Origin of the sequence: Bacillus halotolerans, from assembly GCF_004006435.1 — a bacterium.
In the GTDB taxonomy this organism is placed as follows: Bacteria; Bacillota; Bacilli; order Bacillales; family Bacillaceae; genus Bacillus; species Bacillus halotolerans.
In genome coordinates, this window is the sequence record NZ_CP029364.1 from 1051951 (window position 1) to 1075638 (window position 23688).

General features: G+C 43.0%; 30 protein-coding genes. 11 read left to right on the forward strand and 19 right to left on the reverse strand.

Translation table 11 applies throughout. The features are described 5' to 3' along the window. Positions 1 to 104: 104 nt before the first annotated feature. Positions 105 to 989: a nucleotidyltransferase-like protein gene (locus tag DIC78_RS05375; RefSeq protein WP_127695638.1), complete on the reverse strand. Its 885-nt coding sequence runs from the start codon at positions 987 to 989 to the stop codon at positions 105 to 107. A gap of 207 nt (positions 990 to 1196) precedes the next feature. Here DIC78_RS05375 and DIC78_RS05380 point away from each other — a divergent pair, with 207 nt between their 5' ends. Then, complete coding sequence (locus tag DIC78_RS05380) at positions 1197 to 1550, forward strand: YgzB family protein (protein WP_127695640.1); 354 nt, start codon at positions 1197 to 1199, stop codon at positions 1548 to 1550. Between the two features lie 30 nt (positions 1551 to 1580). Here the strand turns inward: DIC78_RS05380 and perR are convergent, their stop codons facing one another. Then, positions 1581 to 2018: a peroxide-responsive transcriptional repressor PerR gene (gene perR / locus DIC78_RS05385; protein WP_010333472.1), complete on the reverse strand. Its 438-nt coding sequence runs from the start codon at positions 2016 to 2018 to the stop codon at positions 1581 to 1583. Positions 2019 to 2152: 134 nt separating this feature from the next. Further along, a complete protein-coding gene (gene bcp, locus DIC78_RS05390; RefSeq protein WP_024120665.1) occupies positions 2153 to 2626 on the reverse strand; it encodes a thioredoxin-dependent thiol peroxidase in 474 nt (157 codons plus the stop codon). A gap of 151 nt (positions 2627 to 2777) precedes the next feature. Between bcp and DIC78_RS05395 the strand changes: the two genes are divergently transcribed. Then, positions 2778 to 4067 (forward strand): glutamate-1-semialdehyde 2,1-aminomutase, encoded by a 1290-nt coding sequence (locus DIC78_RS05395; RefSeq protein ID WP_106021581.1) that lies wholly within the window; start codon positions 2778 to 2780, stop codon positions 4065 to 4067. Between the two features lie 219 nt (positions 4068 to 4286). Beyond that, on the forward strand, positions 4287 to 5348 hold the full coding sequence (locus DIC78_RS05400) for an aromatic acid exporter family protein (RefSeq protein ID WP_101860259.1): 1062 nt from the start codon (positions 4287 to 4289) through the stop codon (positions 5346 to 5348). Between the two features lie 74 nt (positions 5349 to 5422). Here the strand turns inward: DIC78_RS05400 and DIC78_RS05405 are convergent, their stop codons facing one another. The 5 genes from DIC78_RS05405 to fabL form a co-directional block, all read right to left on the reverse strand. Then, the gene (locus tag DIC78_RS05405) at positions 5423 to 7165 is read right to left on the reverse strand and encodes an ABC transporter ATP-binding protein (RefSeq protein WP_127695642.1); all 1743 of its coding nucleotides are present in this window, start codon (positions 7163 to 7165) and stop codon (positions 5423 to 5425) included. Between the two features lie 84 nt (positions 7166 to 7249). After that, positions 7250 to 7780: a nucleoside tri-diphosphate phosphatase gene (gene ntdP / locus DIC78_RS05410; RefSeq protein ID WP_003239685.1), complete on the reverse strand. Its 531-nt coding sequence runs from the start codon at positions 7778 to 7780 to the stop codon at positions 7250 to 7252. Between the two features lie 143 nt (positions 7781 to 7923). Next, positions 7924 to 8184, reverse strand: coding sequence for a YgaB family protein (locus DIC78_RS05415; protein ID WP_024120661.1), 261 nt, complete (start codon positions 8182 to 8184; stop codon positions 7924 to 7926). 173 nt (positions 8185 to 8357) lie between these two features. Beyond that, entirely contained in the window at positions 8358 to 8615 is a 258-nt protein-coding gene (sspE, locus tag DIC78_RS05420; RefSeq protein ID WP_024120660.1) for a gamma type acid-soluble spore protein SspE, read from the reverse strand. Positions 8616 to 8685: 70 nt separating this feature from the next. Then, on the reverse strand, positions 8686 to 9438 hold the full coding sequence (gene fabL / locus DIC78_RS05425; RefSeq protein ID WP_044163745.1) for an enoyl-[acyl-carrier-protein] reductase FabL: 753 nt from the start codon (positions 9436 to 9438) through the stop codon (positions 8686 to 8688). An 82-nt stretch (positions 9439 to 9520) separates the two neighbouring features. Between fabL and DIC78_RS05430 the strand changes: the two genes are divergently transcribed. Next, positions 9521 to 9745, forward strand: a complete 225-nt coding sequence (locus DIC78_RS05430) for a hypothetical protein (RefSeq protein ID WP_024120659.1) — start codon at positions 9521 to 9523, stop codon at positions 9743 to 9745. A gap of 22 nt (positions 9746 to 9767) precedes the next feature. Here DIC78_RS05430 and mutY read toward each other — a convergent pair whose 3' ends face one another. Next, positions 9768 to 10868, reverse strand: a complete 1101-nt coding sequence (gene mutY / locus DIC78_RS05435; RefSeq protein ID WP_127695644.1) for an A/G-specific adenine glycosylase — start codon at positions 10866 to 10868, stop codon at positions 9768 to 9770. 216 nt (positions 10869 to 11084) lie between these two features. On the opposite strand from mutY, the gene DIC78_RS05440 reads away from it, so the two are divergent. Further along, positions 11085 to 12068 (forward strand): metal-dependent hydrolase, encoded by a 984-nt coding sequence (locus DIC78_RS05440; protein ID WP_024120657.1) that lies wholly within the window; start codon positions 11085 to 11087, stop codon positions 12066 to 12068. On the opposite strand, the gene DIC78_RS05445 is transcribed toward DIC78_RS05440, so the two are convergent. The 5 genes from DIC78_RS05445 to DIC78_RS05465 all read right to left on the reverse strand — a co-directional run bounded on the left by DIC78_RS05445 (position 12065) and on the right by DIC78_RS05465 (position 17727). Next, entirely contained in the window at positions 12065 to 14650 is a 2586-nt protein-coding gene (locus DIC78_RS05445; protein ID WP_127695646.1) for a YfhO family protein, read from the reverse strand. The genes DIC78_RS05440 and DIC78_RS05445 overlap by 4 nt on opposite strands. Before the next feature lie 69 nt (positions 14651 to 14719). Continuing rightward, on the reverse strand, positions 14720 to 15709 hold the full coding sequence (locus DIC78_RS05450) for a glycosyltransferase family 2 protein (protein WP_010333459.1): 990 nt from the start codon (positions 15707 to 15709) through the stop codon (positions 14720 to 14722). A 231-nt stretch (positions 15710 to 15940) separates the two neighbouring features. Continuing rightward, the gene (locus tag DIC78_RS05455) at positions 15941 to 16804 is read right to left on the reverse strand and encodes an alpha/beta fold hydrolase (RefSeq protein ID WP_127695648.1); all 864 of its coding nucleotides are present in this window, start codon (positions 16802 to 16804) and stop codon (positions 15941 to 15943) included. Continuing rightward, positions 16791 to 17123 carry an SdpI family protein gene (locus tag DIC78_RS05460; RefSeq protein ID WP_127695650.1) on the reverse strand — a complete coding sequence of 111 codons (333 nt, stop codon included), beginning with the start codon at positions 17121 to 17123 and terminating at the stop codon, positions 16791 to 16793. Before DIC78_RS05460 ends, DIC78_RS05455 begins: the two co-directional genes overlap by 14 nt. 85 nt (positions 17124 to 17208) lie before the next feature. Beyond that, the gene (locus tag DIC78_RS05465; protein ID WP_024120652.1) at positions 17209 to 17727 is read right to left on the reverse strand and encodes an SH3 domain-containing protein; all 519 of its coding nucleotides are present in this window, start codon (positions 17725 to 17727) and stop codon (positions 17209 to 17211) included. A gap of 192 nt (positions 17728 to 17919) precedes the next feature. Here DIC78_RS05465 and DIC78_RS05470 point away from each other — a divergent pair, with 192 nt between their 5' ends. Both DIC78_RS05470 and DIC78_RS05475 read left to right on the forward strand, forming a co-directional pair. Then, positions 17920 to 18132, forward strand: a complete 213-nt coding sequence (locus DIC78_RS05470) for a helix-turn-helix transcriptional regulator (RefSeq protein WP_010333455.1) — start codon at positions 17920 to 17922, stop codon at positions 18130 to 18132. A gap of 1 nt (position 18133) precedes the next feature. After that, positions 18134 to 18517 carry a hypothetical protein gene (locus tag DIC78_RS05475; RefSeq protein ID WP_044163733.1) on the forward strand — a complete coding sequence of 128 codons (384 nt, stop codon included), beginning with the start codon at positions 18134 to 18136 and terminating at the stop codon, positions 18515 to 18517. Between the two features lie 34 nt (positions 18518 to 18551). Here DIC78_RS05475 and DIC78_RS05480 read toward each other — a convergent pair whose 3' ends face one another. After that, positions 18552 to 18821, reverse strand: coding sequence for a YfhJ family protein (locus DIC78_RS05480; protein WP_024120650.1), 270 nt, complete (start codon positions 18819 to 18821; stop codon positions 18552 to 18554). 124 nt (positions 18822 to 18945) lie between these two features. Between DIC78_RS05480 and DIC78_RS05485 the strand changes: the two genes are divergently transcribed. Further along, on the forward strand, positions 18946 to 19098 hold the full coding sequence (locus DIC78_RS05485; protein ID WP_010333452.1) for a small, acid-soluble spore protein K: 153 nt from the start codon (positions 18946 to 18948) through the stop codon (positions 19096 to 19098). A gap of 32 nt (positions 19099 to 19130) precedes the next feature. On the opposite strand, the gene DIC78_RS05490 is transcribed toward DIC78_RS05485, so the two are convergent. From DIC78_RS05490 to recX, 3 genes are all read right to left on the reverse strand, one after another. Next, positions 19131 to 20324 carry an MFS transporter gene (locus tag DIC78_RS05490; protein ID WP_127695652.1) on the reverse strand — a complete coding sequence of 398 codons (1194 nt, stop codon included), beginning with the start codon at positions 20322 to 20324 and terminating at the stop codon, positions 19131 to 19133. A gap of 136 nt (positions 20325 to 20460) precedes the next feature. Continuing rightward, positions 20461 to 20781, reverse strand: a complete 321-nt coding sequence (locus DIC78_RS05495; protein WP_106021585.1) for a YfhH family protein — start codon at positions 20779 to 20781, stop codon at positions 20461 to 20463. A 6-nt stretch (positions 20782 to 20787) separates the two neighbouring features. Then, a complete protein-coding gene (recX, locus tag DIC78_RS05500; RefSeq protein WP_106021586.1) occupies positions 20788 to 21579 on the reverse strand; it encodes a recombination regulator RecX in 792 nt (263 codons plus the stop codon). An 88-nt stretch (positions 21580 to 21667) separates the two neighbouring features. On the opposite strand from recX, the gene DIC78_RS05505 reads away from it, so the two are divergent. The 3 genes from DIC78_RS05505 (at position 21668) to DIC78_RS05515 (ending at position 23000) form a co-directional block, all read left to right on the forward strand. Then, positions 21668 to 22579: a TIGR01777 family oxidoreductase gene (locus DIC78_RS05505; RefSeq protein ID WP_106021587.1), complete on the forward strand. Its 912-nt coding sequence runs from the start codon at positions 21668 to 21670 to the stop codon at positions 22577 to 22579. Positions 22580 to 22632: 53 nt separating this feature from the next. Continuing rightward, positions 22633 to 22743 carry a YfhE family protein gene (locus DIC78_RS05510; RefSeq protein ID WP_010333447.1) on the forward strand — a complete coding sequence of 37 codons (111 nt, stop codon included), beginning with the start codon at positions 22633 to 22635 and terminating at the stop codon, positions 22741 to 22743. A 65-nt stretch (positions 22744 to 22808) separates the two neighbouring features. After that, positions 22809 to 23000: a YfhD family protein gene (locus tag DIC78_RS05515; RefSeq protein WP_106021588.1), complete on the forward strand. Its 192-nt coding sequence runs from the start codon at positions 22809 to 22811 to the stop codon at positions 22998 to 23000. A gap of 38 nt (positions 23001 to 23038) precedes the next feature. On the opposite strand, the gene DIC78_RS05520 is transcribed toward DIC78_RS05515, so the two are convergent. Beyond that, the gene (locus DIC78_RS05520) at positions 23039 to 23623 is read right to left on the reverse strand and encodes a nitroreductase family protein (protein ID WP_106021589.1); all 585 of its coding nucleotides are present in this window, start codon (positions 23621 to 23623) and stop codon (positions 23039 to 23041) included. Positions 23624 to 23688: the final 65 nt, after the last annotated feature.

The window sequence follows — 23688 nt, forward strand, 5'->3', positions numbered from 1 at the left end:
AACATTTCGACTTTGTTTTGTCAAATGTTTTTTATTTTATTTCTCCGCCGCTGTGAGCTTATTTTTTCAGAAGCGCATCAGCGACGTTTAATAATATACCATGCTCAGGAATCAGAGTCAACATCTTTTTTAAAAGAATATCCTCGATGAAAGACAGCCTGTCCCTTGGTTTCAATTCGGCACACGCTGATAAGACCTTTTTCTGTCAGGTAATCAAGCATGACGCCAAGGTCTTGAGTAAAATGTTTTAAGCCAGGATGCTGAAGAAGCTCGCTAAATTGCCAGATGTCCTTTTCTTTCATCACTTCGAAAAGATGTGCTGAACCAATCTCAGCTTTAGAATGAATCAGAAAATCATTTGCTAAGAATAATAATTCAAGCCTTTTTTCCAAGCTTTCGTGGCTTTCAATCAGCTCGGAATATAATTTGTACACTTGAGGCTCCATCTGACGCACTTGACTCCACACAGTGGTTTCCGGATGGAATCCTCTGTCGATTACTTCAATACGTGCTAGATGATGCAATGCATGGACTACTGCATTGTAGGCATCTAAAAATTGATTGGCTTCAAAGAAAGCTTTTCCTTCAACGTATCTTCTAATTAACTTGCCGTATTCAAGGCCGATCTTCAGTTTACGTTCTGCAAACGGAAAAGTATTAAGCCTGTCGATAAGCTCAGCAATATACTCATTGCGGTCAAACATAACTCTTCCGTTTACAATCCAATCTATGATTCTCCTATTTGTGCCGAGCAAAATCCATTCTTGAACCTGAGCATCAGTTATCACATGCAAAGAGGCTGTTTTGTGATCAAATTCATAATGCTTTATAAAAACAGGCTTATCAGACTGCTTTACAATGACAAGCAAAGCGGCATCAAAGTTGTCTGTTATGGAAGACGTTTTGTTTCTTCTCTCAATCATAATAACAGCCAATGTATTGGGATGACTTGCTCTTTCTTGGTAAATTGGACGGAGAAGATTTTCCATCACTATTCCTCCAATGCAATTGTTCAATTTTTTTATTCTCTATTTGATTCAATTCTATGGGTTAAATCGAAATTCCTTTTTTCTAAACACATTGAACTATTATAAACAATTTCAAAGCAAGTCTCCATATTTAAATTCCATTTCAAACGAAAACATGAAGAAAATACCATCGGGTTTGTGCTATATTTAATTCAGAGGGGGATGGACATGGCGAAATACTCCAGCAAAATTAATAAAATCAGAACGTTTGCGTTAAGTTTGGTTTTCGTTGGGTTTATCATTATGTACATCGGGATCTTTTTTAAGGAATCCGTTTTGCTTTCGAGTTTGTTTATGATACTTGGGCTTTTATCTATCGGGCTCAGCACGGTTGTTTATTTTTGGATCGGCATGCTCTCGACCAAAGCGGTTCGGGTCATTTGTCCGGGCTGTAAAAAAGAGACCAAGGTTTTAGGCAGAGTAGATATGTGTATGCATTGCAGAGAGCCGCTGACTTTAGATCAAAGCTTAGAAGGAAAAGAATTTGATGAGTCTTATAATAAGAAGAAAATGTCGAAATAAATAAGCTGACCGTTTCGCGGTCAGCTTATTTTAATGGTTTTCTTTTTTTGAACACTCTTGGCAGACGCCGTAAATTTCTAAACGGTGGTGGCTTACTTTAAAGCCGGTCACATGTGCAGCAAGCTGCTCTACTTCATCAAGGCCGGGATAGTGGAAGTCCACAATTTTACCGCAGCTTTCACAAATGGCGTGATAGTGATCGGATGTAACAAAATCAAATCTGCTGGAAGCATCACCATATGTGAGCTCTTTTACCAGGCCGGATTCCCGGAACACACGCAAGTTGTTATATACCGTCGCTACGCTCATGTTAGGAAATTTCCCTTCCAGAGCTTTATATATATCGTCCGCTGTTGGATGAGCCATAGAGTTAACGAGATATTCCAGAATCGCATGACGTTGAGGAGTAATGCGAACTCCGGTTTCCTTCAACGTTTCTAAGGCTTCTTTTAGTTCATGTGCAGCCATCCGTCATGCACCTCTCTTCTAAAAAAGATTCTTACATTATAATGTTTATAATTAGTGTAACTCTTTTTACGATAATTTGTCAATTGATATTAGGGTGAAAGTTGCAGCATATGCTATGAGGCTGATTGACGATTTTACTTTCCCGACATATCTTTCAGCGTCTGGAGCGCTTCGGCTACATGGTCTTTCACTTTTACCTTTCTCCATTCTTTAATGAGCCGGCCTTCTTTGTCAATTAAAAAAGTGGAGCGTTCAATCCCCATATATTCTTTTCCGAAGTTTTTCTTCAGTTTCCATACATCAAACGCCTCCGCCAGCTTGTGCTCGTCATCGACAAGCAGCAAAAACGGCAGATTATGCTTCTCTTTAAATTTCCCGTGTTTTTCCTCGCTGTCCGGGCTGACGCCGATAATCACAGCATCCAGCTCAGCGAAGTTTTCGTGGCTGTCACGAAAATCGCACGCTTCAGTTGTGCATCCCGGTGTCATGTCTTTTGGATAAAAGTAAAGGACGATATACTTCCCTTCATAATCCGATAATTTTACTATCTCCCCATGATCGCCTTTCAACTCAATATCAGGCGCTTTTTGTCCGATTTCAATAGTCATTTCTTTACCTCCGGATGTTTTTGTATTAAGCGTATCCAATTCTTGTCCAGATTACAACTATGACCCTGTATCTTGAGCCTGAATCCGTTGTTCTTGTCTGGAAGCATGCTACAATAGAGGGGACGCAAGGAGATATAGGAGGTTATTATTTTTGTATACAAAATCAGTTGAACTTCACCGTGAAGCATTAGAGCATATTGTCGGCGGTGTAAACAGCCCTTCAAGATCATATAAAGCAGTTGGCGGGGGTTCTCCTGTTGCAATGGAGAAAGCAAATGGCGCTTATTTTTGGGACGTCGACGGAAACAAATACATTGATTATTTGGCGGCTTACGGGCCAATCATCACCGGACATGCCCACCCGCATATTACAGAGGCGATTAAAAAAGCCGCGGAAAACGGTGTATTATATGGAACACCGACAAAACATGAGGTTACTTTTGCAAAGATGCTGAAGGAAGCCATCCCTGCTATGGATAAAGTAAGATTCGTCAATTCAGGGACAGAAGCTGTGATGACGACCATCCGTGTGGCTCGTGCTTACACAGGCCGCACCAAAATCATTAAATTTGCAGGCTGTTATCACGGCCATTCAGATCTTGTGCTCGTAGCGGCCGGCTCCGGTCCGTCTACTCTGGGCACACCTGACTCAGCCGGTGTACCGAAAAGCATTGCAAACGAGGTCATTACAGTTCCATTTAATGATATTGACAGCTACAAAGCGGCCTTAGAGAAATGGGGCAGTGAAATCGCAGCGGTTCTCGTTGAACCGATTGTCGGCAACTTCGGTATCGTTGAGCCAAAAGAAGGTTTCTTAGAACAAGTAAACGAACTGACACACAATGCGGGCGCCCTCGTTATTTATGATGAAGTCATTACTGCTTTCCGCTTTATGTATGGCGGTGCACAGGATCTTTTACAGGTGAAACCGGATTTAACTGCACTCGGAAAAATTATTGGCGGCGGACTTCCAATTGGAGCCTATGGCGGCAAACAAGAAATTATGGAGCAAGTCGCACCGCTCGGCCCTGCATATCAGGCAGGAACAATGGCCGGAAACCCCGCTTCTATTTTATCTGGCATTGCTTGCCTGGAAGTGCTGAAAGAGGAAGGCGTGTATGAAAAGCTTGACCATCTTGGCGCTATGCTTGAGGAAGGCATTTTGGCACACGCAGAAACCTACGGCATCACAATAACAGTCAATCGGTTAAAGGGTGCGCTGACGGTATACTTCTCTGATGAGAAAGTAGAAAATTACGATCAGGCAGAACGCAGTGACGGTGAAACATTCGCTACGTTTTTCAAGCTGATGCTGGAGCGCGGCATTAATCTCGCACCTTCTAAATATGAAGCGTGGTTTATTACAACAGCGCATACAGAGCAGGATATTAAAGATACGCTTGCTGCTGTTGAGGATGCTTTTAAACATCTTAAAAAGTAATATTGCACATCCCCGGACAGGAGCTTAAAGCTCCTGTTTTTTTGTACTTTTAAAAAGCGTGTAAGATTTTGGTCATTTTCTTGAAAAATAGCTTGAATAATTGTATTGATCCCTGTATATTACTTAATTGTTTAGCAAATAAACTCACAGGGAATTTTAAGGATTAGCCATTTGCTAGGTCAAACAATTTACTATAGAAAGGAATGCACGCACAAACCAATGAAACTTGGTGCCCGCATTTTCAAAACAGGGATCGCGATTACGCTGGCTCTTTATTTAGCTTCGTGGATCGGACTTCCCGCACCGATTTTTGCTGGGATTGCAGCGATATTTGCGATCCAGCCGTCAATTTACCGCTCTTTTCTTATTATTATTGATCAGGTTCAGGCAAATATTATCGGAGCTGTTATCGCCACAGTGTTCGGTCTTATTTTCGGACCCAGTCCGATTATGATCGGATTGACAGCAGTTATTGTTATTACCATAATGCTGAAGCTTAAAATTGAACATACGATTTCGATTGCTCTTGTTACAGTTATTGCGATTTTAGAATCTGCCGGTGACGACTTCTTAATGTTTGCGCTGATCAGAACAAGCACAGTCATTTTAGGGGTACTTTCTTCCTTTATCGTCAACCTGGTGTTCCTGCCGCCTAAGTACGAAACAAAGCTGATTCATAACACAGTCGAAAACACTGAAGAAATTATGAAATGGATCAGGCTGATTATGCGCCAGTCAACAGAGCATTCGATTTTGAAAGAGGATATTGAAAAACTGAAAGAGAAAATGATCAAGCTTGATCAGACATATCTTCTATATAAAGAAGAAAGAAGCTACTTTAAGAAAACGACTTACGTGAAATCAAGAAAACTTGTCCTGTTCAGACAGGCGATAATAACCGCAAACCGGGCGCTCGACACGCTGAAGAAGCTGCATCGCCTGGAAAACGAGATTTATCATATGCCTGAAGAGTTTCAGGAAACACTGACTGAAGAACTTGATTACCTGCTTCATTGGCACGAGCGGATTTTGATGAGGTTTGTCGGCAAAATTAAACCGCATGATGATACAGATGAAGAAGGCATCCAATACAAACAGCTGCTGACAAAGTCATTCCTTAGAAACCAGCGCAACTCAGATGATGAGCTTCTTGATTATAATATGCTTAATATTATGGCAAGCGCTGTGGAATACCGCGAGCAGCTTGAACATTTAGAAACACTTATTACAAGCTTTCAAACGTACCATCCGAAAGACTGCGAATTGGAAATAGAAGAGTAACCCGGTTCACATCACCGGGTTTTTTTCATACAAAAAAATCTTATATCCTTAATCAAAGGATATAAGATCGATGTTTAGTTCAAGTTTTGGATTGTGAATAAGTGCTTGTATTGACTGTCATAATCCATCAGTTCATCATGGGTTCCGGTTTCGATGATTGTTCCGTTTTCCATGACGACAATTTTATCCGCATGTGTGATGGTTGATAAGCGGTGGGCCACAACAAAAGTTGTTCTGTCCTTCGCCAGCTTGTCCATCGCTTCTTGAATGTAGTGCTCACTTTCAAGATCCAAAGCTGAAGTAGCTTCATCCAAGATCAGCAGCGGCGGATTTTTCAGAAATACACGCGCTATGGAAATCCGCTGTTTTTGTCCCCCTGAGAGCTTAACGCCTCTTTCTCCCACACGGGTCTCATACCCTTCCGGAAAACTCATAATAAAATCATGTGCATTGGCTGCTTTTGCGGCTTCCATAATGTCTTCAAGCGTGGCATCAGGTTTTCCGATCGCAATATTTTCTCTAATCGTTTCACTGAATAAAAAGGTATCCTGAAGCACCATGCCAACCTGATTGCGCAGGCTTCTTGCTTCATAATCCCGAATATCTGTCCCGTCAATCAATAGTTTGCCGCTTGATACATCATAAAACCTTGGAATCAGGCTGACGAGCGTGGATTTCCCTCCGCCGCTCATTCCAACGAGGGCTACGGTTTCTCCTCTGGTTACTTTTAAAGACACATCGTGAAGGATGTTTTCTTTTCCCTTTTCATATTGAAACGACACATTTCGAAATTCGACTTCTCCGCGGATATGGTCAGCTTTGATGGCATTTGGTTTGTCAGTCAGTTCATACGGCTCGTCAATAAATTCAAATACCCTGTCCATTGAAGCGATTGACTGCGTCAAGGTTGTAGAAGAATTAATCAGCCTTCTGACAGGGTTATACATTCTGTCGATATACCCGACAAATGCAACCATCGTTCCGACTGTCAGCGGTCCGTTGATGACAAAATAGCCGGCAAATGCAATCACGATGAGCGGTGCCAGATCTGTAATAGTGTTGACAACCGCAAAGGTTTTGGCATTCCAATTCGTATGACGGATTGCTTTATCTAAGAAATGGCTGTTTTTTTCATTAAAGTTGGCCTGCTCATGGTCTTCTATCGCAAAGCTTCTGATCACCGGCATGCCTTGAATCCGTTCATGCAAATGCCCCTGTACCTGAGCAAGCGCCTGTGACCGCTCTCTTGTCAGCTTTCTTAAACGGCCGTAAAAATACTTCACTGATATACCGTATAACGGAAACAAAATGATGGAAATAAGCGTTAATTTAACGTCCAGTGTCAGCATGATAGAGATCACGATCAAAATTGTCAGCATATCGAGCCATATATTCATCAGACCTGTGATCACAAAATCCTTTGTTTGTTCCACGTCATTGATGACTCGGGAAATGACTTCCCCTGTTCTAGTATTCGCATAGAAACGAAGGCTCAGCTTCTGTATATGATCAAACAGCTTGGCTCTTATATCATAGAGTACCTTGCTGGCTGTCCACTGGGCAAAATATTGCCGATAATATTCAACAGGCGGGCGCAAAATTAAAAATAAGGCGAACATGATCGCCATAATGGTGAACAATGACGTTGTTTTGTCACTGGCCGTGCCGCCTCCTTGAATAATGTCGTCAACTACGTACTTCAGAAGCAATGGGAGAGCAAGCGGAATGGAGAATTTTACGATCCCGATTAATACTGTAATGAAAATTTGCTTCTTATAAGGTTTGACGAATTGCATATAGCGTTTCATAACCCCCACGTTGATTCCCCCTCTCTTTATCATGATGTGTGTGAGCCCATGTGAAAAACCTGTTGTACCCCGCAACAGGTTTTTACGTAACCATTATTTTGTATAGCGCAAATACCGTTCATACCACATATCGACAAACTCGGGTGCAAACGGGCCCTGCCGCTGATGAATCCAATGGAGCAGTGTGTTTAAGTAGTCTCTTAAAATACTGTCAATTTCTTTTGGATAATTCATGGATTTCCGATGATCATCATATTCGTCTTCATCGAGAATATTGTAAGTCATGTCAGGAAAAACCTTAACATCTAAGTCATAATCAATATATTTAATTGCTTCGCCATCATAGGCAAACGGAGAACTGATGTTGCAATAATAATGAACCCCGTCTTCCCTCAGCATCCCGATGACATTAAACCATTGTCTTGCGTGAAAATAACAGATTGCGGGCTCTCTGGTTATCCATGTCCGGCCGTCTGATTCGGTTACCATCGTCCGGTCATTGGCTCCGATGACACACATTTCTGTACTTTTTAAGATTGTTGTCTCATTCCAAATTCTATGAATCAGCCCATTATGCTTATAGCTGTGAATTTGAATGGTTTCTCCTTCCTTGGGATAACCCATATTTCTCCCCTACTTTCTATAAAGCCCTACAGTTAGTATGTCCAAATTTGCTTACCGACAACGTCTTTTACCTATTATAACGTTACAAATTGAAAAATGAAAATAAAAGAGCCATTCCGGCTTGGGAATGGCACATTCCTGCTCTACACATAGGAAGACGGCTTTTCTGAGCTGCGATATGAACGAATCACCTGCTCTGTCTGTTTCTGAAACGTATCCTGTATATCAGCAAGATGCTTTCGTTTTACCGCAATTTCATCCTGAATACCGCGCAGCCTTGCATCCCTTTCCAAGTGCCGGAGTTCTGCTTCGATTTCTTTGCAGCGGTCGAGCTCTGATTGGAGATCGAGAAGCTTGTCCATCGTTTTCATCTGTTCTATTACCAGCTTTTCAAATTCCGTCATCGGTTCCTCCTTCAGCCTGGTCAAAGTCTAAACGTTTCCACCATTAATCATTTCGATTCTGATCTAAGCAAACCCTTTGACTCATTCTGTTGAGCTTTCACAAGTTTTGTCGTTTTTCAAACAGAAAAAAGCACTTCCACCCGAAGATGAAGTGCTTTTTTCTGTTTCAGTGATTAGCTGTTTTGTTGTTTGTTTTGTTCAGCAGATTGGTTTTGCTGTCTTACCTGCTGTGTGTTAGTTTCGCTTGCGAATTCAGTGCCGAATTGACCTTGTTGGCCAGCAGCTGATTGTTGGTTTTGTTTTCTGACTTGCTGAGCGTTTGTTTCGCTAGCAAATTCAGTGCCGAATTGACCTTGACCAGCAGCTGATTGTTGGTTTTGTTTTCTGACTTGTTGAGCGTTTGTTTTGCTGAAGTTATTTGAGTTAGCCATTGTTATCACCTCCACGGTCATTAGAATGTGCAGGTAATCGAGTGGCTATTCCTTTTTTTAAAAAAATTTTTTAAACGAGCAGTGAGCGCCCGCCGTCAACAATAATGGTCTGCCCTCGGATCATGTCAGCTTTTGATGACACTAAAAATTCAACCGTATCGACCATATCTTTAATCTCTACCATACGTCCCGCCGGGGTATTTTGACGCGCATCCTCCAAAAGGTCTTCTCTGTTCGGGAAGTGTTTGAGCGCATCTGTGTCAATCGCTCCGCCTGATACCGCATTTACGATAATCTGTTTTGGTGAAAGCTCTACTGCGAGATAACGGGTTAAAGCCTCTAACGCAGCTTTTGACACACCAACTGTCGTATAGTTTTCAAGGTAGCGGATTGAACCTAATGAGCTGATGCTGACGATATGACCGCCGCCGTTTTTCTCCATCAGCTTTGCCGCTTCCTGAGCGCAGAAAAGCAAGGCTTTTGCATTGATGTTCATCGTCCAGTCCCAATGTGTCTCCTCTAATTCCATAACCGGTCTCAGTACGCCTGATGCAGCGTTGTTAACAAAAACATCCAGTCTTCCAAAGGTTTCATCAATTTGCTGAAACATTTCTTTAATTTTTGCGGGCTGGCCTACGTTTGCTTTTACGGTAAGCACTTTCACGCCAAGTTTTTCGATTTCTTCCGCTGTTTCCAGAGCGGCTTTTTTGCTGCGTGCATAGTTAATGACAATATTATAGCCGTTTTCCGCAAGTCTGATCGCCGCTGCTTTTCCGACGCCGCGGCTGCTTCCTGTTACGAGTGCGCATTTATTTTGTTCCATTTTTTCCTCAGCTCCTTATAGCGTATAGTTCTCTTCATTCCACAAACAATAATGGCAAGAACTTTAAAGGGGGTCTTCTGTTATGTATGTCGGACGAGATATGAGCGAATTGACCATGATTTCCAAAAAGGACTGGAAAAACAGTGAACTCGCCTTTTTTCATCATGCCTTTCAGCAAATTATGCCTTATTTGAACGAAGAAGGCCAATCAAAATACCGTGAATTAACGCAAGAGATTGAAGCGCGCGGCGGAATGAAGCGCAATGAAGCAGACTACAGCCACGGCACGCGCGTCAGTTATGATTAAGGACTCTTACCGAGCAGCCGAATTAAATGACTCCGGCTGCTTCCACTGCCATCTTCCAAATTTTCTGGTGTGACACTGGAAACGCGAATTCTTCAAGCTCTTCCTTCGTTACTTTTTTTAGGTCTGCAGTATCCGACACTTGTTTTACTTTACCGAAAAACACAGAAATATTCCATACCAGGTGGGTGAAAACATGCTCCACTACACCTTGGAGGTCACTGATTTCAGCTTTTATGCCAAAATCACTTTCTAAAAATGCAGTGAGCTGCTCGCGCTCTGTTTTGATTCCTTTTTGCGTTTCAAGATTCGGGAATTCCCACAGATTGGCAAGCAGTCCCTTAGACGGGCGTTTATGAATATAGACTTGTCCGTCATCATCTGTCAGTACAATTGCAGCCATTGTTTTGATTCCCGGTTTTTTCTTTTTGCTTTTCACCGGGAGTTCTCGTTCAGTGCCTTCTGCAAACGCTGAGCAATGCTGCTGAACAGGACAAAGCAGGCAAGAAGGTGATTTCGGCGTACAGATGATGGCTCCCAGCTCCATTAAACCCTGATTGAATTCAGAGGGTTTTTCTTTTGAAATAAACGCACGGACTGCTTCTTCAAAAATCGTTCTTGTTTTTGGCTTGGCAATATCATCCCAGATGGACAAAATTCTCGACATGACACGCATCACATTTCCGTCAACCGCAGGAATCGGTTTATTGTATGCGATGCTTAGCACCGCTCCTTTTGTGTAAGGGCCTACGCCTTTTAAGCCGCCGAACTCTTTTTCTTCTGACGGAACAACTCCCCCGTATTGCTGCTTCACTTCTTTAACCGCGCTTTGCAGGTTTCTGACCCGCGAATAATAACCGAGGCCTTCCCATGCTTTGAGCACTTTTTCTTCATCGGCATCAGCGAGCGTTTCTACTGTCGGGAATTGCTCCACAAACCGTAAAAAGTAAGGAATGACCGTCTCTACCCTCGTTTGCTGGAGCATCACTTCAGATACCCATACTTTATACGGATCCTGGTCCTCTCTCCACGGCAGAATGCGCTGTTCTCTTTCGAACCAGTTAATTAAATCATTTTGAAATTGCTGTATATCTTTTTGTTTTACCTTATCTTCAAGTACGTTCATATGTGTTTCTCCCCAGTCTCTCGCGCCCCGCTTTTCTTTAGACTGTTTTTTGTTGTACACTAAGGGCACAGTACGATAATATGTTACATTAAATAGAAGTAAAGAAAAAGCGGAAACATATGAGAACGATTAAACAGGTTAAAAGATTGGGTATATAAAAATAGGTAATGTCTTACAAAAGTGAATGTGCAGGATACACCTGCAAGGAGGTCACCTATGGATACGGGCACACATGTTGTCATGGGCATCGCCCTCGGCGGAATCGCGACACTGGATCCGGTTGTCGGAACAGATCCGGCAATGGCTCACGCAGTCATGATCGCTACGCTTGCGGGCTCACAGGCTCCTGATATTGATACTGTGTTAAAACTTAAAAACAATGCTGTTTATATAAGAAATCACAGAGGCTTTACCCATTCTATTCCCGCCGTTTTGTTTTGGTCTGTCATCATTCCGGCGATTTTGTATTTATTTTATCCGCAGGCTGATTTTCTGCATCTGTGGCTGTGGACATTGCTGGCAGTTGTGCTGCATGTATTTGTTGACATTTTCAACGCGTACGGAACACAAGCCATCCGGCCGTTTTCGAAAAAATGGGTGGCACTCGGGCTGATTAACACATTTGATCCGTTTATATTTATCAGCCATCTGGCGGCCATCGCGGTTTGGTATGTCGGCGGCAGCCCCGGTATCACATTTCTCACCTTATACGTAATACTGGCAGGCTATTATATCTTGCGCCTGATGATGCAGCTGCGAATCAAACGGCAGCTCCGTGAGATGATTCATGAAGAGATCGAAAGCATTATCATTTCGCCGACGATGAAATTCAGGCAATGGCGGATTGCGGTTACAACTGCGCATGCTTTTTATGTAGGAAGGAGCATGGACGGGCATGTGGTGATACTTGATACGTTTAATCGGGTACCTGTGCCTGAAACCGACGTTATGCAAGCGGCGAAGCAGGATGATAACATTGCGGCGTTTCTTTCGTTCTCCCCGGTTTACAGGTGGGAAGTGGATACGTATAAGGATCATTACGAGGTACGGTTTATTGACCTGCGTTATCGGAGTAAAGGGCACTATCCGTTTGTCGCAATTGTTCATATCAGTCATGATCTTGAGATACGCTCATCTTATACCGGCTGGATATTCAGCGAAGAAAAGCTTCAGAAAAAATTAAAGCTCGGCTCTATTTAGAGCCGGGCTTTTTTGCGTCTTGTATAAAAAACAGCTAAGAGCAGACTGATGAAAGACATCGCTGCGGATATTTTAAAATATGGCGGATAGTAGGTGAGTTCAATTTGATTGTCTCCCTTTTGCGCCTTAAAACCGATAAAAGTGTAATCGACTTTTTCAATTTTCTGCTGTTTTCCGTTAATTTTCAGCTCCCAGCCTTTCTCATACGGAATCGGGAGCATGATGTACTGGGGTTTTGAATTGTGATATGTGAATGTCAGCTTGTTTTTATTCCATTCCAGGCTGTCTGTTCTCTCTGTTTTGTTTTGCGACACAGCGTTTTTTAATGTTTGATAATTTTCTGCATAAAGCGCTATGTGTGAAAGCTCGTACGTTCCTTTCGGAAGCCTGATCGAGATATGATCTGATTTAGGCACTCTGATGGTTAAATCATTTACACCCGTTTTATAGATCGATTGATTGGATTTTCTTGTTGTGACATAATCATTTACCTTTAGCGTAAATCCTTTGTCTTTTGCTTTGCTTTTTAAATAAAAACTGACATAGTAATCGCCCGGACCGGCTGACGCCTTTTTCGGAGTGATGATCAATTCTCCGCCGTTTTCTCCAGTTACCGTAAGGAGTCCGTTTTGATATTGAGCTTGTTTTGCAATGATGTCCGAATTGGAGATCAGATTCGCCAGATCAGGCGGCTGCTCTGTTTTTTCAGTTGGATCTGCTAACACAATTCCTTTCAGCATCGCTTGCTCTTTCGCAAGAGCGGGCAATTTTTCCAAATCCCTTTCTGAGTAAACTTTATCGGCTGATTTGACGAAAGGAAGCATGTATTGATTTTCATAAACGGTGTAGTGCTCTGATTCCATATGTTTTGTAAAGCCGTATGGAACATTCGCTTCGTTTACTTTTTCCGTCATATAATATCTGCCGTAAAGCAGGCTGTACAAATTCGCTCTGTCCCCCAATGAAGCGTAGCGGCTGACGCTTTCTCTTCCCATATCGATGCGAAGATCATTCCAATAGAAGGAGAGCAAATGGCTGTTTAAAATGCTCGAGTAGGCGCTGAATCCATTAAATCCGTAAATAATCGGAGTGTTATTGCGGACGCCATTCATCCAGTCGATTCTCACGAGCGGATCATTGTCTTCCTTTTGCACACGTCTGATGAGCTGAGATTGTTCGTCTCCTTTGTATTCCTCGCTTGTAATATAGGATTTTGAGACACTGTCCAGCCCGCCTCCTTCTGAGAGCGCATATTTCTGATAGGTGTTAGCGACAAGCAGCGAAGACAGAATCACCACAACGTATACAGCCAGCTTTGCCCGTTTTTTCACAAAAACTGCGGTAAACAAAGCAGCGATTGTCAGGAACAAAAGCAGTAGGATGCTTTCATTCGCTGGCTTCCATATATCAAGCTCATACCTTTGGACATGATACCAATAAAGAAGCAGAACAATCGCTGCTGCAGGAAGCAGTTCTTTCCGCCTCAGCTCCTGCAGCTGTGATAAACCTGCGGCGGCTGCTCCGGCGATTGTAAAGGCCAAAATATATTCAAACCGGTTTTGCGGTGCGGAAAAGCCGTTAAAGGCGCTTGCCGCGTACGGACTGAAATGAAAGAGGATAAACAGAAGGCTCAATCCGGCAAAAAGGCGAAACACCCGGTGTTTATAAAAAGAAATGACAAACAAAAACAGCAAAAAGATGGCTGGCACCACGATAATCCTGCTTGAAAATAAAATATTATCATCGAAATTCAGCCACTCTATTTTTTCATTATACGGAGGGCGCAGGTTATTTAAATACCCGTAAACCACCGGCACAAATACCGCCGCACTGATACCGAAAGAAATGAGTCCCGAGACTAAAAACATTCTGCATTGAACCCATTTTTTCACTTCATGATCTTCCAGCTTGATCAGCCATCTGAACAAAATATAAATTCCAATGAAAATCAGATTTATGTATGCAAAGTAAAAATTGTTGATTAAGCTCAGTGAGCAAGCAATGATAAACCATGCCGGACGCCGCTCCCTGATGATTTTTTCCGCTCCGAGCACGAGAAGCGGGAGCCAAATCATTGTATCGGTGAAAAATTCCCAATACGCTTCATGGCGAAAGTAAATAATCGATACTCCGTATAGTACAGCACCCGTAAACGCCGCTGCTCTGCGTTTGAGCAAATAGCTGAAAACAGAAGCTGCTGTAAAAATAATCAGACTCAGCTTAAAAATGCTGATAAAAACGGCTGACTGTGCCCAAAAAAGCGTGTCCGCCTCACCAATGAGATGAACGGATTGCAGCAGCCATACTGCGGCGGATGTCGCAAGAAAAAGGAAAGAAGCAGAAAAATAATAGCCAAGCTGACTGAATGTGCCGCCGCCGAGTCCGAATGAATAATGATAGAAAAAGTTTCCTTGCGTGTATTGTTCATATAATAATTTCTTAAATACGATCATTTGCGCCAGCCCGTCACCTGGACCGGTCATATATCTGCCTTCCGCCCATTCTTTCACAAAAAAAGCGTGCGCAAGAACGGCTATGAACAGACTGGCCGCATAAATCATGACATGTTTTCTTTTTTTCATAAGGATTCTCCAGTCTTGCCGTTAACTGTAAGCATGCAAAAAAGCACTGCCAATGGCAATTGATTCATTTCAGTGCAGTTTGGTCAGGCGCCGCATGTTTTTCAATTCGTTCGTTTCAGGCAGATCTTTGCTCGGGATATTTGCTTCTTTGATCAAATAATGCGGACGTTTTTTTGTTTCGTAATAGATTCTGCCGATGTATTCTCCTATGATGCCAAGGCTTAACAGCTGAACCCCGCCAAGGAATAAGACCGCAGATATAATTGTGAAATATCCGGGTACAGAAATACCGTTTGTAAGAATTTTGACGAACGTGGCTATGATATAAATAAGAGAGAGCAGCAATACAAAAATGCCGGTGTAAAAGCATATTCTCAGCGGTTTATGGTTAAAGGAGACAACGCCGTCCATTCCGTAATTAAAAAGGCTGCTGAATGACCATTTGGATGTGCCGTTTTTTCTTTCGACATTTTCGTAAAAAACAATTTTCTGTTCGAAGCCGATCCAGCAAAACAGGCCTTTTGAAAAGCGGTTGCCTTCGCTCAATTTCAAAAGTGCATCCACAGCTTGGCGGCTTAACAGACGAAAGTCTCCGACACCGTCACGCAAATCAACTTCCACCGCTTTATTAATGAACTTGTAGTAAAGGGACGAAAGAAGCGAACGCACGGGGTTATCCCCTTTTCTGTTCCTCTGGGCAATGACTTGATCATAGCCTTCCTCGTAGCCTTTGATAAAGTCCTTCAGCAAATAGGTCGGATGCTGCAAATCGGCGTCCATCACGACAACTGCCTCGCCTTGAACATGTTCAAATCCGGCCAAGATCGCGGCTTCTTTTCCAAAGTTTCGCGAAAATGATATGTATTTCACTCGGCTGCATTTGGATGCCAGGTCTTTGATCTGCTGAAGCGTGTCATCAATACTTCCGTCGTTAATGAAGAATATTTCATAATCATAATGAATGTTTTTGAATTCCTTTTTTAAAGATTCATGAATGAGTTTGACATTATAACCTTCATTGTAAGACGGGATAATAATCGAGATTAATCCTTGCTTCATTAAGGCACCTTCTTTTTTTTATTCTTTTTAAGTATTGCCTTAGGGGAATTGTACACAAATCTTCAATAAGGCTATTCCTTTTTTTAAAGTCGTTTAAACCTGTTTTTTGTTACATTTTTGGTATGACATTTGAGTATATGTAATGTTATTTTGTCAGGTTTAAAATAGAGTATGAAAAAAAAGCATAGAAAAAGTCTGCCATTTCGACAGACGGTGCAAAGAAAATCTGACTTATTGGTTTTCAAGATATTCTAAAATAAGCTGATTCACGATGGCCGGCTTTTCGTGGCTGATCCAATGGGACGCTTCATCCACAAATATTAAATGCCCGTTTGGACAGCGTCTTGCTGTTTCTTTTGCAAGCTTTCTGCTTAAAAAGCGGTCTTCCATTCCCCAGATCATCCGGTAAGGGGCTGTATGGCATTCGCGGGAATTTTCTGCAAGGCTGCCTTTTCTGAGGGCCCTGTACCAGTTCAGCATTGACGTCAGGGCGCCAGGCTGCTTCCACGCTTCTTTGTACTTATTGATATCCTCAGAAGAAAAAAGCTCCGGCCGACCAGATAGCCCGATGGCTTTATCTAATTTCTCATAGTCGTTTTCTGTTAACGCGGCCTCCGGTTTGTCCGGCAGCTGGAAGAAGGCAATGTATGAGCTTTTCAGCCATTGCGGAGGGTAGACTGGCGTTACGGTTTTCATGACGTGCGGATGCGGTATGTTAATGGCGATAAGCTTTTCAAGATATTCCGGACGTGTTGATGCCAAGTGCCAGGCTACTGCTCCTCCCCAGTCATGACCGATCACGATTGCTTTTTGATCAGTGAATTGCGAAATAAGCCCAATGATATCATCTCTTAATGTATCAATCCGATATGCCTCAATTCCTTCCGGTTTGTCACTGAGATTGTAACCTCGCTGATCAGGAGCAATCACCCGGTACCCCGCGTCCGCAAGCGGTTTGATTTGGTTTTTCCAGCCATACCAAAACTCAGGAAATCCATGGAGCAGGACGATAAGCGGGCCGTCCTCCGGTCCTGCAGAAGCAACGTGGAGTGTGACTCCATTTGTTTTGACAAACTGGCTGTTAACTCCTTCCACTTAAATCTCCTCCTTGACTTTGCGTCATATGTTTCAGCCTTTTCTCTGTCAGTATAAAAGTGATGATACAAGCAGCAACAAGCAAGATCAGCTGAAGGATGATAAAGCTTGATCTCAGGAGCACCCCGGCCCCCAAGACAATCAAACCTGACAGGATCATGAGCGCCGCACTGTAACGGTTGGCTTCATTCCATAACTTTTGATCTGACATTGAGCGTCTCGTTCTGAATCCATATATACTGTTAATGGACTTTGGAGGGAACAATTTGATAAAAAGACCTGCAATCATCATGAGCCCTCCGCCGACTAAACATGCCATCTGATCATCTCCTCTCTCATTGTTACGTTCAGAAAGAAGAAATGTTTCAATATCCTGACAAAAAGACAAGCATGGGCCTGTCTATTTAGCGTATTTGTAAATCCTTTGTCGGAATATAGCCTTTTATCCCGCCGTGATCAACGAATGCCCAGCTGAAATCAAATCCTCCGTTTTCACTGAATCCCCAGCCGAGCAAAGTGACTTCTGTCCCCGAGGAAAGCTGCTTGGCTTTTCCATTTTCCGGTGTTGGAGAATAGAAGGCAGTCTGTTTTGCTGTTTTTGCTTGACTTGCGGTTTTCATTAAGAAGTGTGTTGAAATATATCCTTTTTTTCCTTTGAATTCAATTTGAGCCCAATCAGCATTAGCAAATCCCTTTACAGTGACTTTCTGTTCAGATGATACTGTGCCGAGAATCGCGCTTTTTTGTTTTGGCTCAGCCCGGACATTCAGTTTTCCTGCTTTAATCATATAAGAATCTGATGATGGCATAGAGACATTTATGGTCTGAAGGGTTGCAGCTTTTGCTGCGGGAGCAGTGCTAAATGCTGTGAAACTCAGTCCTGCGGCGGCAGTTAAAGCGAGCAATACTTGTTTCTTTTTCATACATAGCTCCTCCTCGGATTTTGACAAGATATAAGAGGTATTCCCTGATTGCCTGGAGGATGAAACACTTTTTGTTTATTTTTTCTAACAGTTAAGGAAATTTTAAGGTTTGTAAGGTGTACATTACATTCTAATCTTTGTATGATACATTATGTAAGGTATACGTTACATAATGAGAGAGGATCAAATAAGATGAAGCACGGGGTTCGTAATTGTGTAAAAGAATACAGAAAAGCTAAAGGATGGACACAGGATCAGCTGGCAGAAAACATTCAAGTGACAAGACAGACGGTCATTGCAATTGAAAAACAAAGATATGAACCCTCGATAGGCACTGCAATTAAATTATCTTCAGTATTAGAGTGCTCATTAGATCAATTATTCTGGATAGAAGGAGACAAATAATATGAACATGACGTATCGTACTGGATTGTTTTTGCAAACTTTGCTTCCCATTTTATTGTATGTCCTTTATTGGCATTCACCTTCAACTTTAACACTTCTGTTAGCAGTCATCGGAACTGCACGAGTTCTTTATTCTGCCGCACATATTCATAGAAATAAACTCTGGGGAAACGTACACTTTCAGAATGACCAACGCACCCGCTCAAATGCTCATTTCGCGGGCTATATATCACATTGGGTGATGATTGTTATTTTGCTTATAGGTGTTGTTCTTATTCATCAATCCATGCTTCCTCTGTCCTATCTGCAGCTGATTGCATATACTGCTTTTCTTGGTTTTATGCTTAGAATGGTGATGAGTGATGTACTTAATACAAATGTGTAAAAAACAGCCTGCCGTACTTTGCCGGCAGGCTGTGTTAATGTAAAAGCCCTCTGCTTTGGTTTAAGTAATCATTCACGTCTTCACGGCCGCTTTGGAAAAGGTGGAGCTGGCCGCCATAGTTCTCAATCCACTGTGTGACGATTTTTTCGGTCATTTTTTCGCCTTGGTAGGCGTGTCCGGCTTTTGCATAGGTTGCTTCAAAGTCGCTCCATAACAATTCCACCCATGTTTTCGCCTGAATGTAGCTGATCATATCGTTTTTTTCCAGAAGCAGATTTGTCAGTTTCTCAATATACGTATTCATTTGGTGGTCTCCTTTCCTTCAGGAAAAAAATTACGCTTTAAAACTTCATGTTCTCCATATACTAACCTTACGTCTTCATCTGGCAAGACGCAACTTTTTGATCTCGAACCTAGGGGGATATGACATGGTCCGCAATAAAGAAAAAGGATTTCCTTACGAAAACGAAAACAAGTTTCAAGGTGAACCGAGAGCAAAGGACGACTATGCTTCAAAGCGTCCTGACGGGTCAATCAACCAGCATCCTCAGGAAAAAATGAGAGCCTCCGGCAAACGATAAAAGAAGAACAGCTGCACATGTGCAGCTGTTTTTTAGCCTTTATTGACTTGATACTCATAGACGCTTTTCTTTTCAGACAGATGCGCAAATGTTGAGAGCACCAGTCCGCACGCGGTCATCAGCGCTCCTCCCGCAAACAGCCAGGAATAAGAGCCGGTTCCGCTTAAAATGATGCCGCCGATCCAAGCACCGAGCGCATTAGCCAGGTTAAATGCAGACACGCTCACAGCTGCGGCGATCGTTGTGCCGTTCTCAGATGAAGAAAGCACCTTTGTTTGCAAAAGAGGCGGTGTGCCGAATGCGCAAGCTCCAAATAAGAAAGTCGCGACAATGGCTGCGGCCGGATAAACGGCGATGTACGGAAATACCGCAAGTACGCCGATCAAACCGATCATGACGCCAATCATGGTCCGGGTCAGCAGAGGAAGCGGCACTTTTCCCACAAAGAAATTTCCCGCAACCCCTCCCAACCCATAGGCGAAGAGGGCACCTGTAATGCCGACTGTGCTGAAACCTGCTGAATTTCTTAAAATCGGTTCGATAAACGTATACGCGATAAATACGCCTGAATAGCCTAAAATTGTAATCGCAAAGGAATACAGCACCTGTTTGTGTTTAAATACTCCCCACTCATTCATGAGCATCGGGATGACTTTTGGTTTTCTGTTCGGCACGGTAGCCATCAGGCCTACAAATCCGATCACTCCAAGCACCGTAATGATGGAAAACACGACTCTCCAGTTTAGGACATCACCCAAGTAGGAACCGAATGGAACACCCAGCATCAAAGCCACTGTTAAACCGCCGTTCATAGACGCAGCGGCTGCGGCGCGTTTTTCCGGCGGCACCATTTCACTAGCGAATACCATCGCAATCGCAAAGAAAGCGCCGTGAATGGAAGCAGATAAAATTCTTGAGACCGCCAATACCGCAAAATTCGGTGCCAGTGCGCTCATCAGGTTGGAAAGGATGAAAATCCCCATCAATCCAAGAAGCACCGGCTTTCTCGGGAGCTTAACAGAAACAATCGTGACGAGCGGGCCTGTCACACAGACGCTTGCCGCATAAGCGGTGACAAGGAGTCCCGCAGAGGAAACATGTATATGAAAGTCATCGGCAATCGACGTCAAAATACCCATCACCGCATATTCTGTGTATCCAATTGAAAACGTGCAGATCATTAGAACAAAAATAATTAATTTTACTGATGGATTTTTCATACTCAACGTCATCGCCTCCTTTAATGTGAAAAAACAACGAGTTCCATCTTAAAAGAAATCCAGGGTGAATTCAATCATTTTTTCTCTAAAAATCGCCTTGAGTGTGCTCAAATAAAAAAGAGGCTGATATTCAGCCTCTCGGTTATCCCTGCTTCTTTTGCTGTAATACTGAGATTGGAAGCGCTTCTTCTTGATCGGGAGCCGATGTTCTGTATCCCCAAGCGAAAACGCCATTTAAATAGTTAATGCGAAACTCGTCCTCAGAGCCGTCCACAACATACGTTTCTCCCGGCGTGAAGTCCTCCGGGTTCAGCAAGTATGCCTTTGCCATGGCAATTTTCCGTTCGAGCACTGCCAGTTCATTTATGATTCCAAGCTGTTCCGCTTTTCTTGCTTTTTCAGAGAGTCCTGCGATTTCTGTATTGAGTTCGTGCGTTGTCATTTGACTGTATCGTTTCTCCATTTTCAGCTACTCCTCTTCCTGCAGAAATTGCTCGATTAAATCGAGTGAGAATCCTTTTCTGAATAAAAATTGTTTGACCTTCATGGCACTTTCATAGGAGCCGTCATAACGGTATTTTCTAAACGCTTTTTCCGCATGAAGACGCAGCGCTTCTTTTTCAGTGTCTTCATCATTTTCGTATTCAATCTGCTCCAGCGCCGCAGAGATGACATCAAATGAGAAGCCTTTGCGCTGCAGCTGCATCTGTGCTCGCTGTTTGATTTCTTTTGAAGAGAGTTTCTTGTCTTTCTTCAGAAGCTTTTCGATATGCTTAACTGCTTTTTCCGTCTGTTCTTCAAAGGAGAAAGAACTCAGCGTATCTTTGATGGTGTCGTCATCAATCCCCTTCGCTTTCAGCTCTCTGAACAAAACGTCAGGCCCTTTTCCGTTTGTTTTTTTGTGGGTGCTCACATAGGCCGCCGCAAACTCTTGGTCATTTAAATAGTTGTAATCGTTCAGCTTATGAATCACTTCCGCAATGACGGGCGCCGAGGTATCTTTTTTCTTTAAATGGTCTTCTACCTCTTTCATTGACCGCATTCGATAGGATAAAAAATCAATCGCACGGTTGAAGCCTTTTTTCACTTCATCTCCGTATTGAATCTCAATGATCTCGAGGTCATCAAGCTCTTTTCCCTTTTTAAGCTCAAATTTCACGAGCACATCTGCGTCAACACTGAAAGCATATTTTTCATCCAGAAAAATATTAAAGCGTTCCGTATTCTTTTTTTGCGCTGAAATCTTTGTAATAAATGGCATCTTAATCTCCCTTCTCCGGTCTCAAACGCGTTTTCTATGATCAAAATGAGGTAAAGTATAGTTATCAGAACGATGAGGAGAGATGTTTATGAATATTGCAATGACGGGCGGAACGGGTTTTCTCGGTACGCATCTGACTGGCGTCCTCACCCGCCAGGGACATCATGTTTATATTTTATCAAGAAACGCGCCAAAAACTGAACAAAAAAATATCAGTTATGTCCAATGGCTGACTGAAGAAGCTGCGCCTGAACAAGAACTTCCTCATATTGATGTTTGGGTAAATCTTGCGGGAAAATCGATTTTTGGCCGCTGGAATGAAAAAACGAAGCAGCAAATTCTCTCCAGCCGGATCGATGCAACCCGGGAAGTACGGCGGCTTATTCATAAACAGGCGGAAAAACCGAAGGCGCTTATTCAAGCCAGTGCAGTGGGCATTTACGGCACTAGCCTTGAAAAAACCTTTACAGAAGACTCTCCCACGTCGGACGAGGATTTTCTCAGCCACACTGCACATATGTGGGAACGGGAAGGGCAAAATATAGAAATGATGGGCATTCGAACGGTTTACGCGAGATTTGGCGTGATGCTCGGAGAAAAAGGCGCTCTCCCGCTGATGGTTCTGCCATATAAACTGCTGGCCGGCGGAACGATCGGGACGGGCAATCAGTGGCTGTCCTGGATTCACGTGGAGGACGCCGCCCAGCTGATTGCATATGCAATCGAAAACGACAGCATCTCAGGTCCTGTTAATGTGACAGCGCCTAATCCGGTTGAAATGAAGCAGTTCGGAAAAACGATTGCACGGGTGAAACACCGTCCCCACTGGCTCCCCGTTCCAGCATTCTTTTTATCAAAAGCATTGGGGGAAATGAGCCTGCTTATTGTGAAAGGACAGCGCGCTCTGCCTAAAAAAGCAATTACGTCCGGATTCCGTTTTACATATTCAGACCTTGAATTCGCCCTCTCGCAGCTGCTGACGGACCAAAAGGCTGTATAAAAACGGAAGGAAGCGTCAACCTTAAGAATAACATGGTTGAAGGAGGTCCTTTTATGGAAAAGAAGAGGGAGAAGCACCAGCAAGGAGCCAACCTGAAGAAAATGCAGGAAGTTCTTTATTCGAGTGAATTTAAAAAGGCGGAAAAAGCTGCTAAGCGGAAGTAGGGATACATAGCGCCAGAAAGCAGATACTATGTTTGTTTGATATCACTTTTTAGGGGGAATTTGATATGGGCAGAAATCATATCCACAAAAACCGTGATAAAAACAAACAAAAACTTCCTCAGGTTCCCGATGCGTTAAAACGAGAAACTGACGGCGTTTACGAGGAATATTCAAGCGAACTCGCTGATGCGGATGACCGCAAAGCGCAGGAGCGCGCGAAAGCGGCCGACAGCAGAGCGAAAAGCAAAAAACGTTAATGAAAAACCCCTTGTCTCTGCTTGAGACAGGGGGTTTTTTACAGCTCGGTGAACCGTTCCTTTATCGGTGTGCGTTTTTTCACTTCCGGCATTTCATCAGGATAGCCTGTTTGTATGATCGCGGCGAAGCGCTCGTTATCCTGTAAACCGAAGGCTTGATGCACGTCTTTATCATAGAGGATCTTTCCGCTTTTCCAAACCATGCCAATTCCTTTTTCCCAGGCAAGAAGCTGGAGGTTTTGAATCAATGAGCTGGTTGCCGCAAAATCATCATCTCTTGCTCTTTCGTTCTCATCTTCCTTAAATACAACGAGCAGAAATCCCGGCACACGGCTGAGTGTCTTTTTGAAGTTTTGGAGTTTTTCTTCCGTCATGTCCGGCTTTGATTTTTTAGAAAATGAAGCAAAGGTTTTAATCAAGCTTGCTTTTCCTGTTTCACTGGAAACGTAAATAAATCTCCAAGGCTCCGTCACTCTGTGATTTGGCGCATATTTTGCCGTTTCTAGCATGTCAAGGATGACAGCCGGAGGTACGGGATCTTGTTTAAATTTACGGATTGATCTTCTGCTGCGTATGATATCCCGCAGTGCTGAATCTTGATTTATCTGTTCGGCTTGAGGCATACCGCTTCACCCTTTCTATCCAATTGAAAATGATTATCAATCATAATCATAACGGAAAGTGCAGC

What these genes read in the sequence shown, in the direction of transcription:
- DIC78_RS05375 (WP_127695638.1), bottom strand. Translation starts at nt 989, where the DNA reads ATGGAAAATCTTCTCCGTCCAATTTACCAAGAAAGAGCAAGTCATCCC.
- DIC78_RS05380 (WP_127695640.1), top strand. Translation starts at nt 1,197, where the DNA reads ATGGCGAAATACTCCAGCAAAATTAATAAAATCAGAACGTTTGCGTTA.
- perR (WP_010333472.1), bottom strand. Translation starts at nt 2,018, where the DNA reads ATGGCTGCACATGAACTAAAAGAAGCCTTAGAAACGTTGAAGGAAACC.
- bcp (WP_024120665.1), bottom strand. Translation starts at nt 2,626, where the DNA reads ATGACTATTGAAATCGGACAAAAAGCGCCTGATATTGAGTTGAAAGGC.
- DIC78_RS05400 (WP_101860259.1), top strand. Translation starts at nt 4,287, where the DNA reads ATGAAACTTGGTGCCCGCATTTTCAAAACAGGGATCGCGATTACGCTG.
- ntdP (WP_003239685.1), bottom strand. Translation starts at nt 7,780, where the DNA reads ATGGGTTATCCCAAGGAAGGAGAAACCATTCAAATTCACAGCTATAAG.
- DIC78_RS05415 (WP_024120661.1), bottom strand. Translation starts at nt 8,184, where the DNA reads ATGACGGAATTTGAAAAGCTGGTAATAGAACAGATGAAAACGATGGAC.
- sspE (WP_024120660.1), bottom strand. Translation starts at nt 8,615, where the DNA reads ATGGCTAACTCAAATAACTTCAGCAAAACAAACGCTCAACAAGTCAGA.
- fabL (WP_044163745.1), bottom strand. Translation starts at nt 9,438, where the DNA reads ATGGAACAAAATAAATGCGCACTCGTAACAGGAAGCAGCCGCGGCGTC.
- DIC78_RS05430 (WP_024120659.1), top strand. Translation starts at nt 9,521, where the DNA reads ATGTATGTCGGACGAGATATGAGCGAATTGACCATGATTTCCAAAAAG.
- mutY (WP_127695644.1), bottom strand. Translation starts at nt 10,868, where the DNA reads ATGAACGTACTTGAAGATAAGGTAAAACAAAAAGATATACAGCAATTT.
- DIC78_RS05440 (WP_024120657.1), top strand. Translation starts at nt 11,085, where the DNA reads ATGGATACGGGCACACATGTTGTCATGGGCATCGCCCTCGGCGGAATC.
- DIC78_RS05445 (WP_127695646.1), bottom strand. Translation starts at nt 14,650, where the DNA reads ATGAAAAAAAGAAAACATGTCATGATTTATGCGGCCAGTCTGTTCATA.
- DIC78_RS05450 (WP_010333459.1), bottom strand. Translation starts at nt 15,709, where the DNA reads ATGAAGCAAGGATTAATCTCGATTATTATCCCGTCTTACAATGAAGGT.
- DIC78_RS05460 (WP_127695650.1), bottom strand. Translation starts at nt 17,123, where the DNA reads ATGGCATGTTTAGTCGGCGGAGGGCTCATGATGATTGCAGGTCTTTTT.
- DIC78_RS05465 (WP_024120652.1), bottom strand. Translation starts at nt 17,727, where the DNA reads ATGAAAAAGAAACAAGTATTGCTCGCTTTAACTGCCGCCGCAGGACTG.
- DIC78_RS05470 (WP_010333455.1), top strand. Translation starts at nt 17,920, where the DNA reads ATGAAGCACGGGGTTCGTAATTGTGTAAAAGAATACAGAAAAGCTAAA.
- DIC78_RS05475 (WP_044163733.1), top strand. Translation starts at nt 18,134, where the DNA reads ATGAACATGACGTATCGTACTGGATTGTTTTTGCAAACTTTGCTTCCC.
- DIC78_RS05480 (WP_024120650.1), bottom strand. Translation starts at nt 18,821, where the DNA reads ATGAATACGTATATTGAGAAACTGACAAATCTGCTTCTGGAAAAAAAC.
- DIC78_RS05485 (WP_010333452.1), top strand. Translation starts at nt 18,946, where the DNA reads ATGGTCCGCAATAAAGAAAAAGGATTTCCTTACGAAAACGAAAACAAG.
- DIC78_RS05495 (WP_106021585.1), bottom strand. Translation starts at nt 20,781, where the DNA reads ATGGAGAAACGATACAGTCAAATGACAACGCACGAACTCAATACAGAA.
- recX (WP_106021586.1), bottom strand. Translation starts at nt 21,579, where the DNA reads ATGCCATTTATTACAAAGATTTCAGCGCAAAAAAAGAATACGGAACGC.
- DIC78_RS05505 (WP_106021587.1), top strand. Translation starts at nt 21,668, where the DNA reads ATGAATATTGCAATGACGGGCGGAACGGGTTTTCTCGGTACGCATCTG.
- DIC78_RS05510 (WP_010333447.1), top strand. Translation starts at nt 22,633, where the DNA reads ATGGAAAAGAAGAGGGAGAAGCACCAGCAAGGAGCCAACCTGAAGAAA.
- DIC78_RS05515 (WP_106021588.1), top strand. Translation starts at nt 22,809, where the DNA reads ATGGGCAGAAATCATATCCACAAAAACCGTGATAAAAACAAACAAAAA.
- DIC78_RS05520 (WP_106021589.1), bottom strand. Translation starts at nt 23,623, where the DNA reads ATGCCTCAAGCCGAACAGATAAATCAAGATTCAGCACTGCGGGATATC.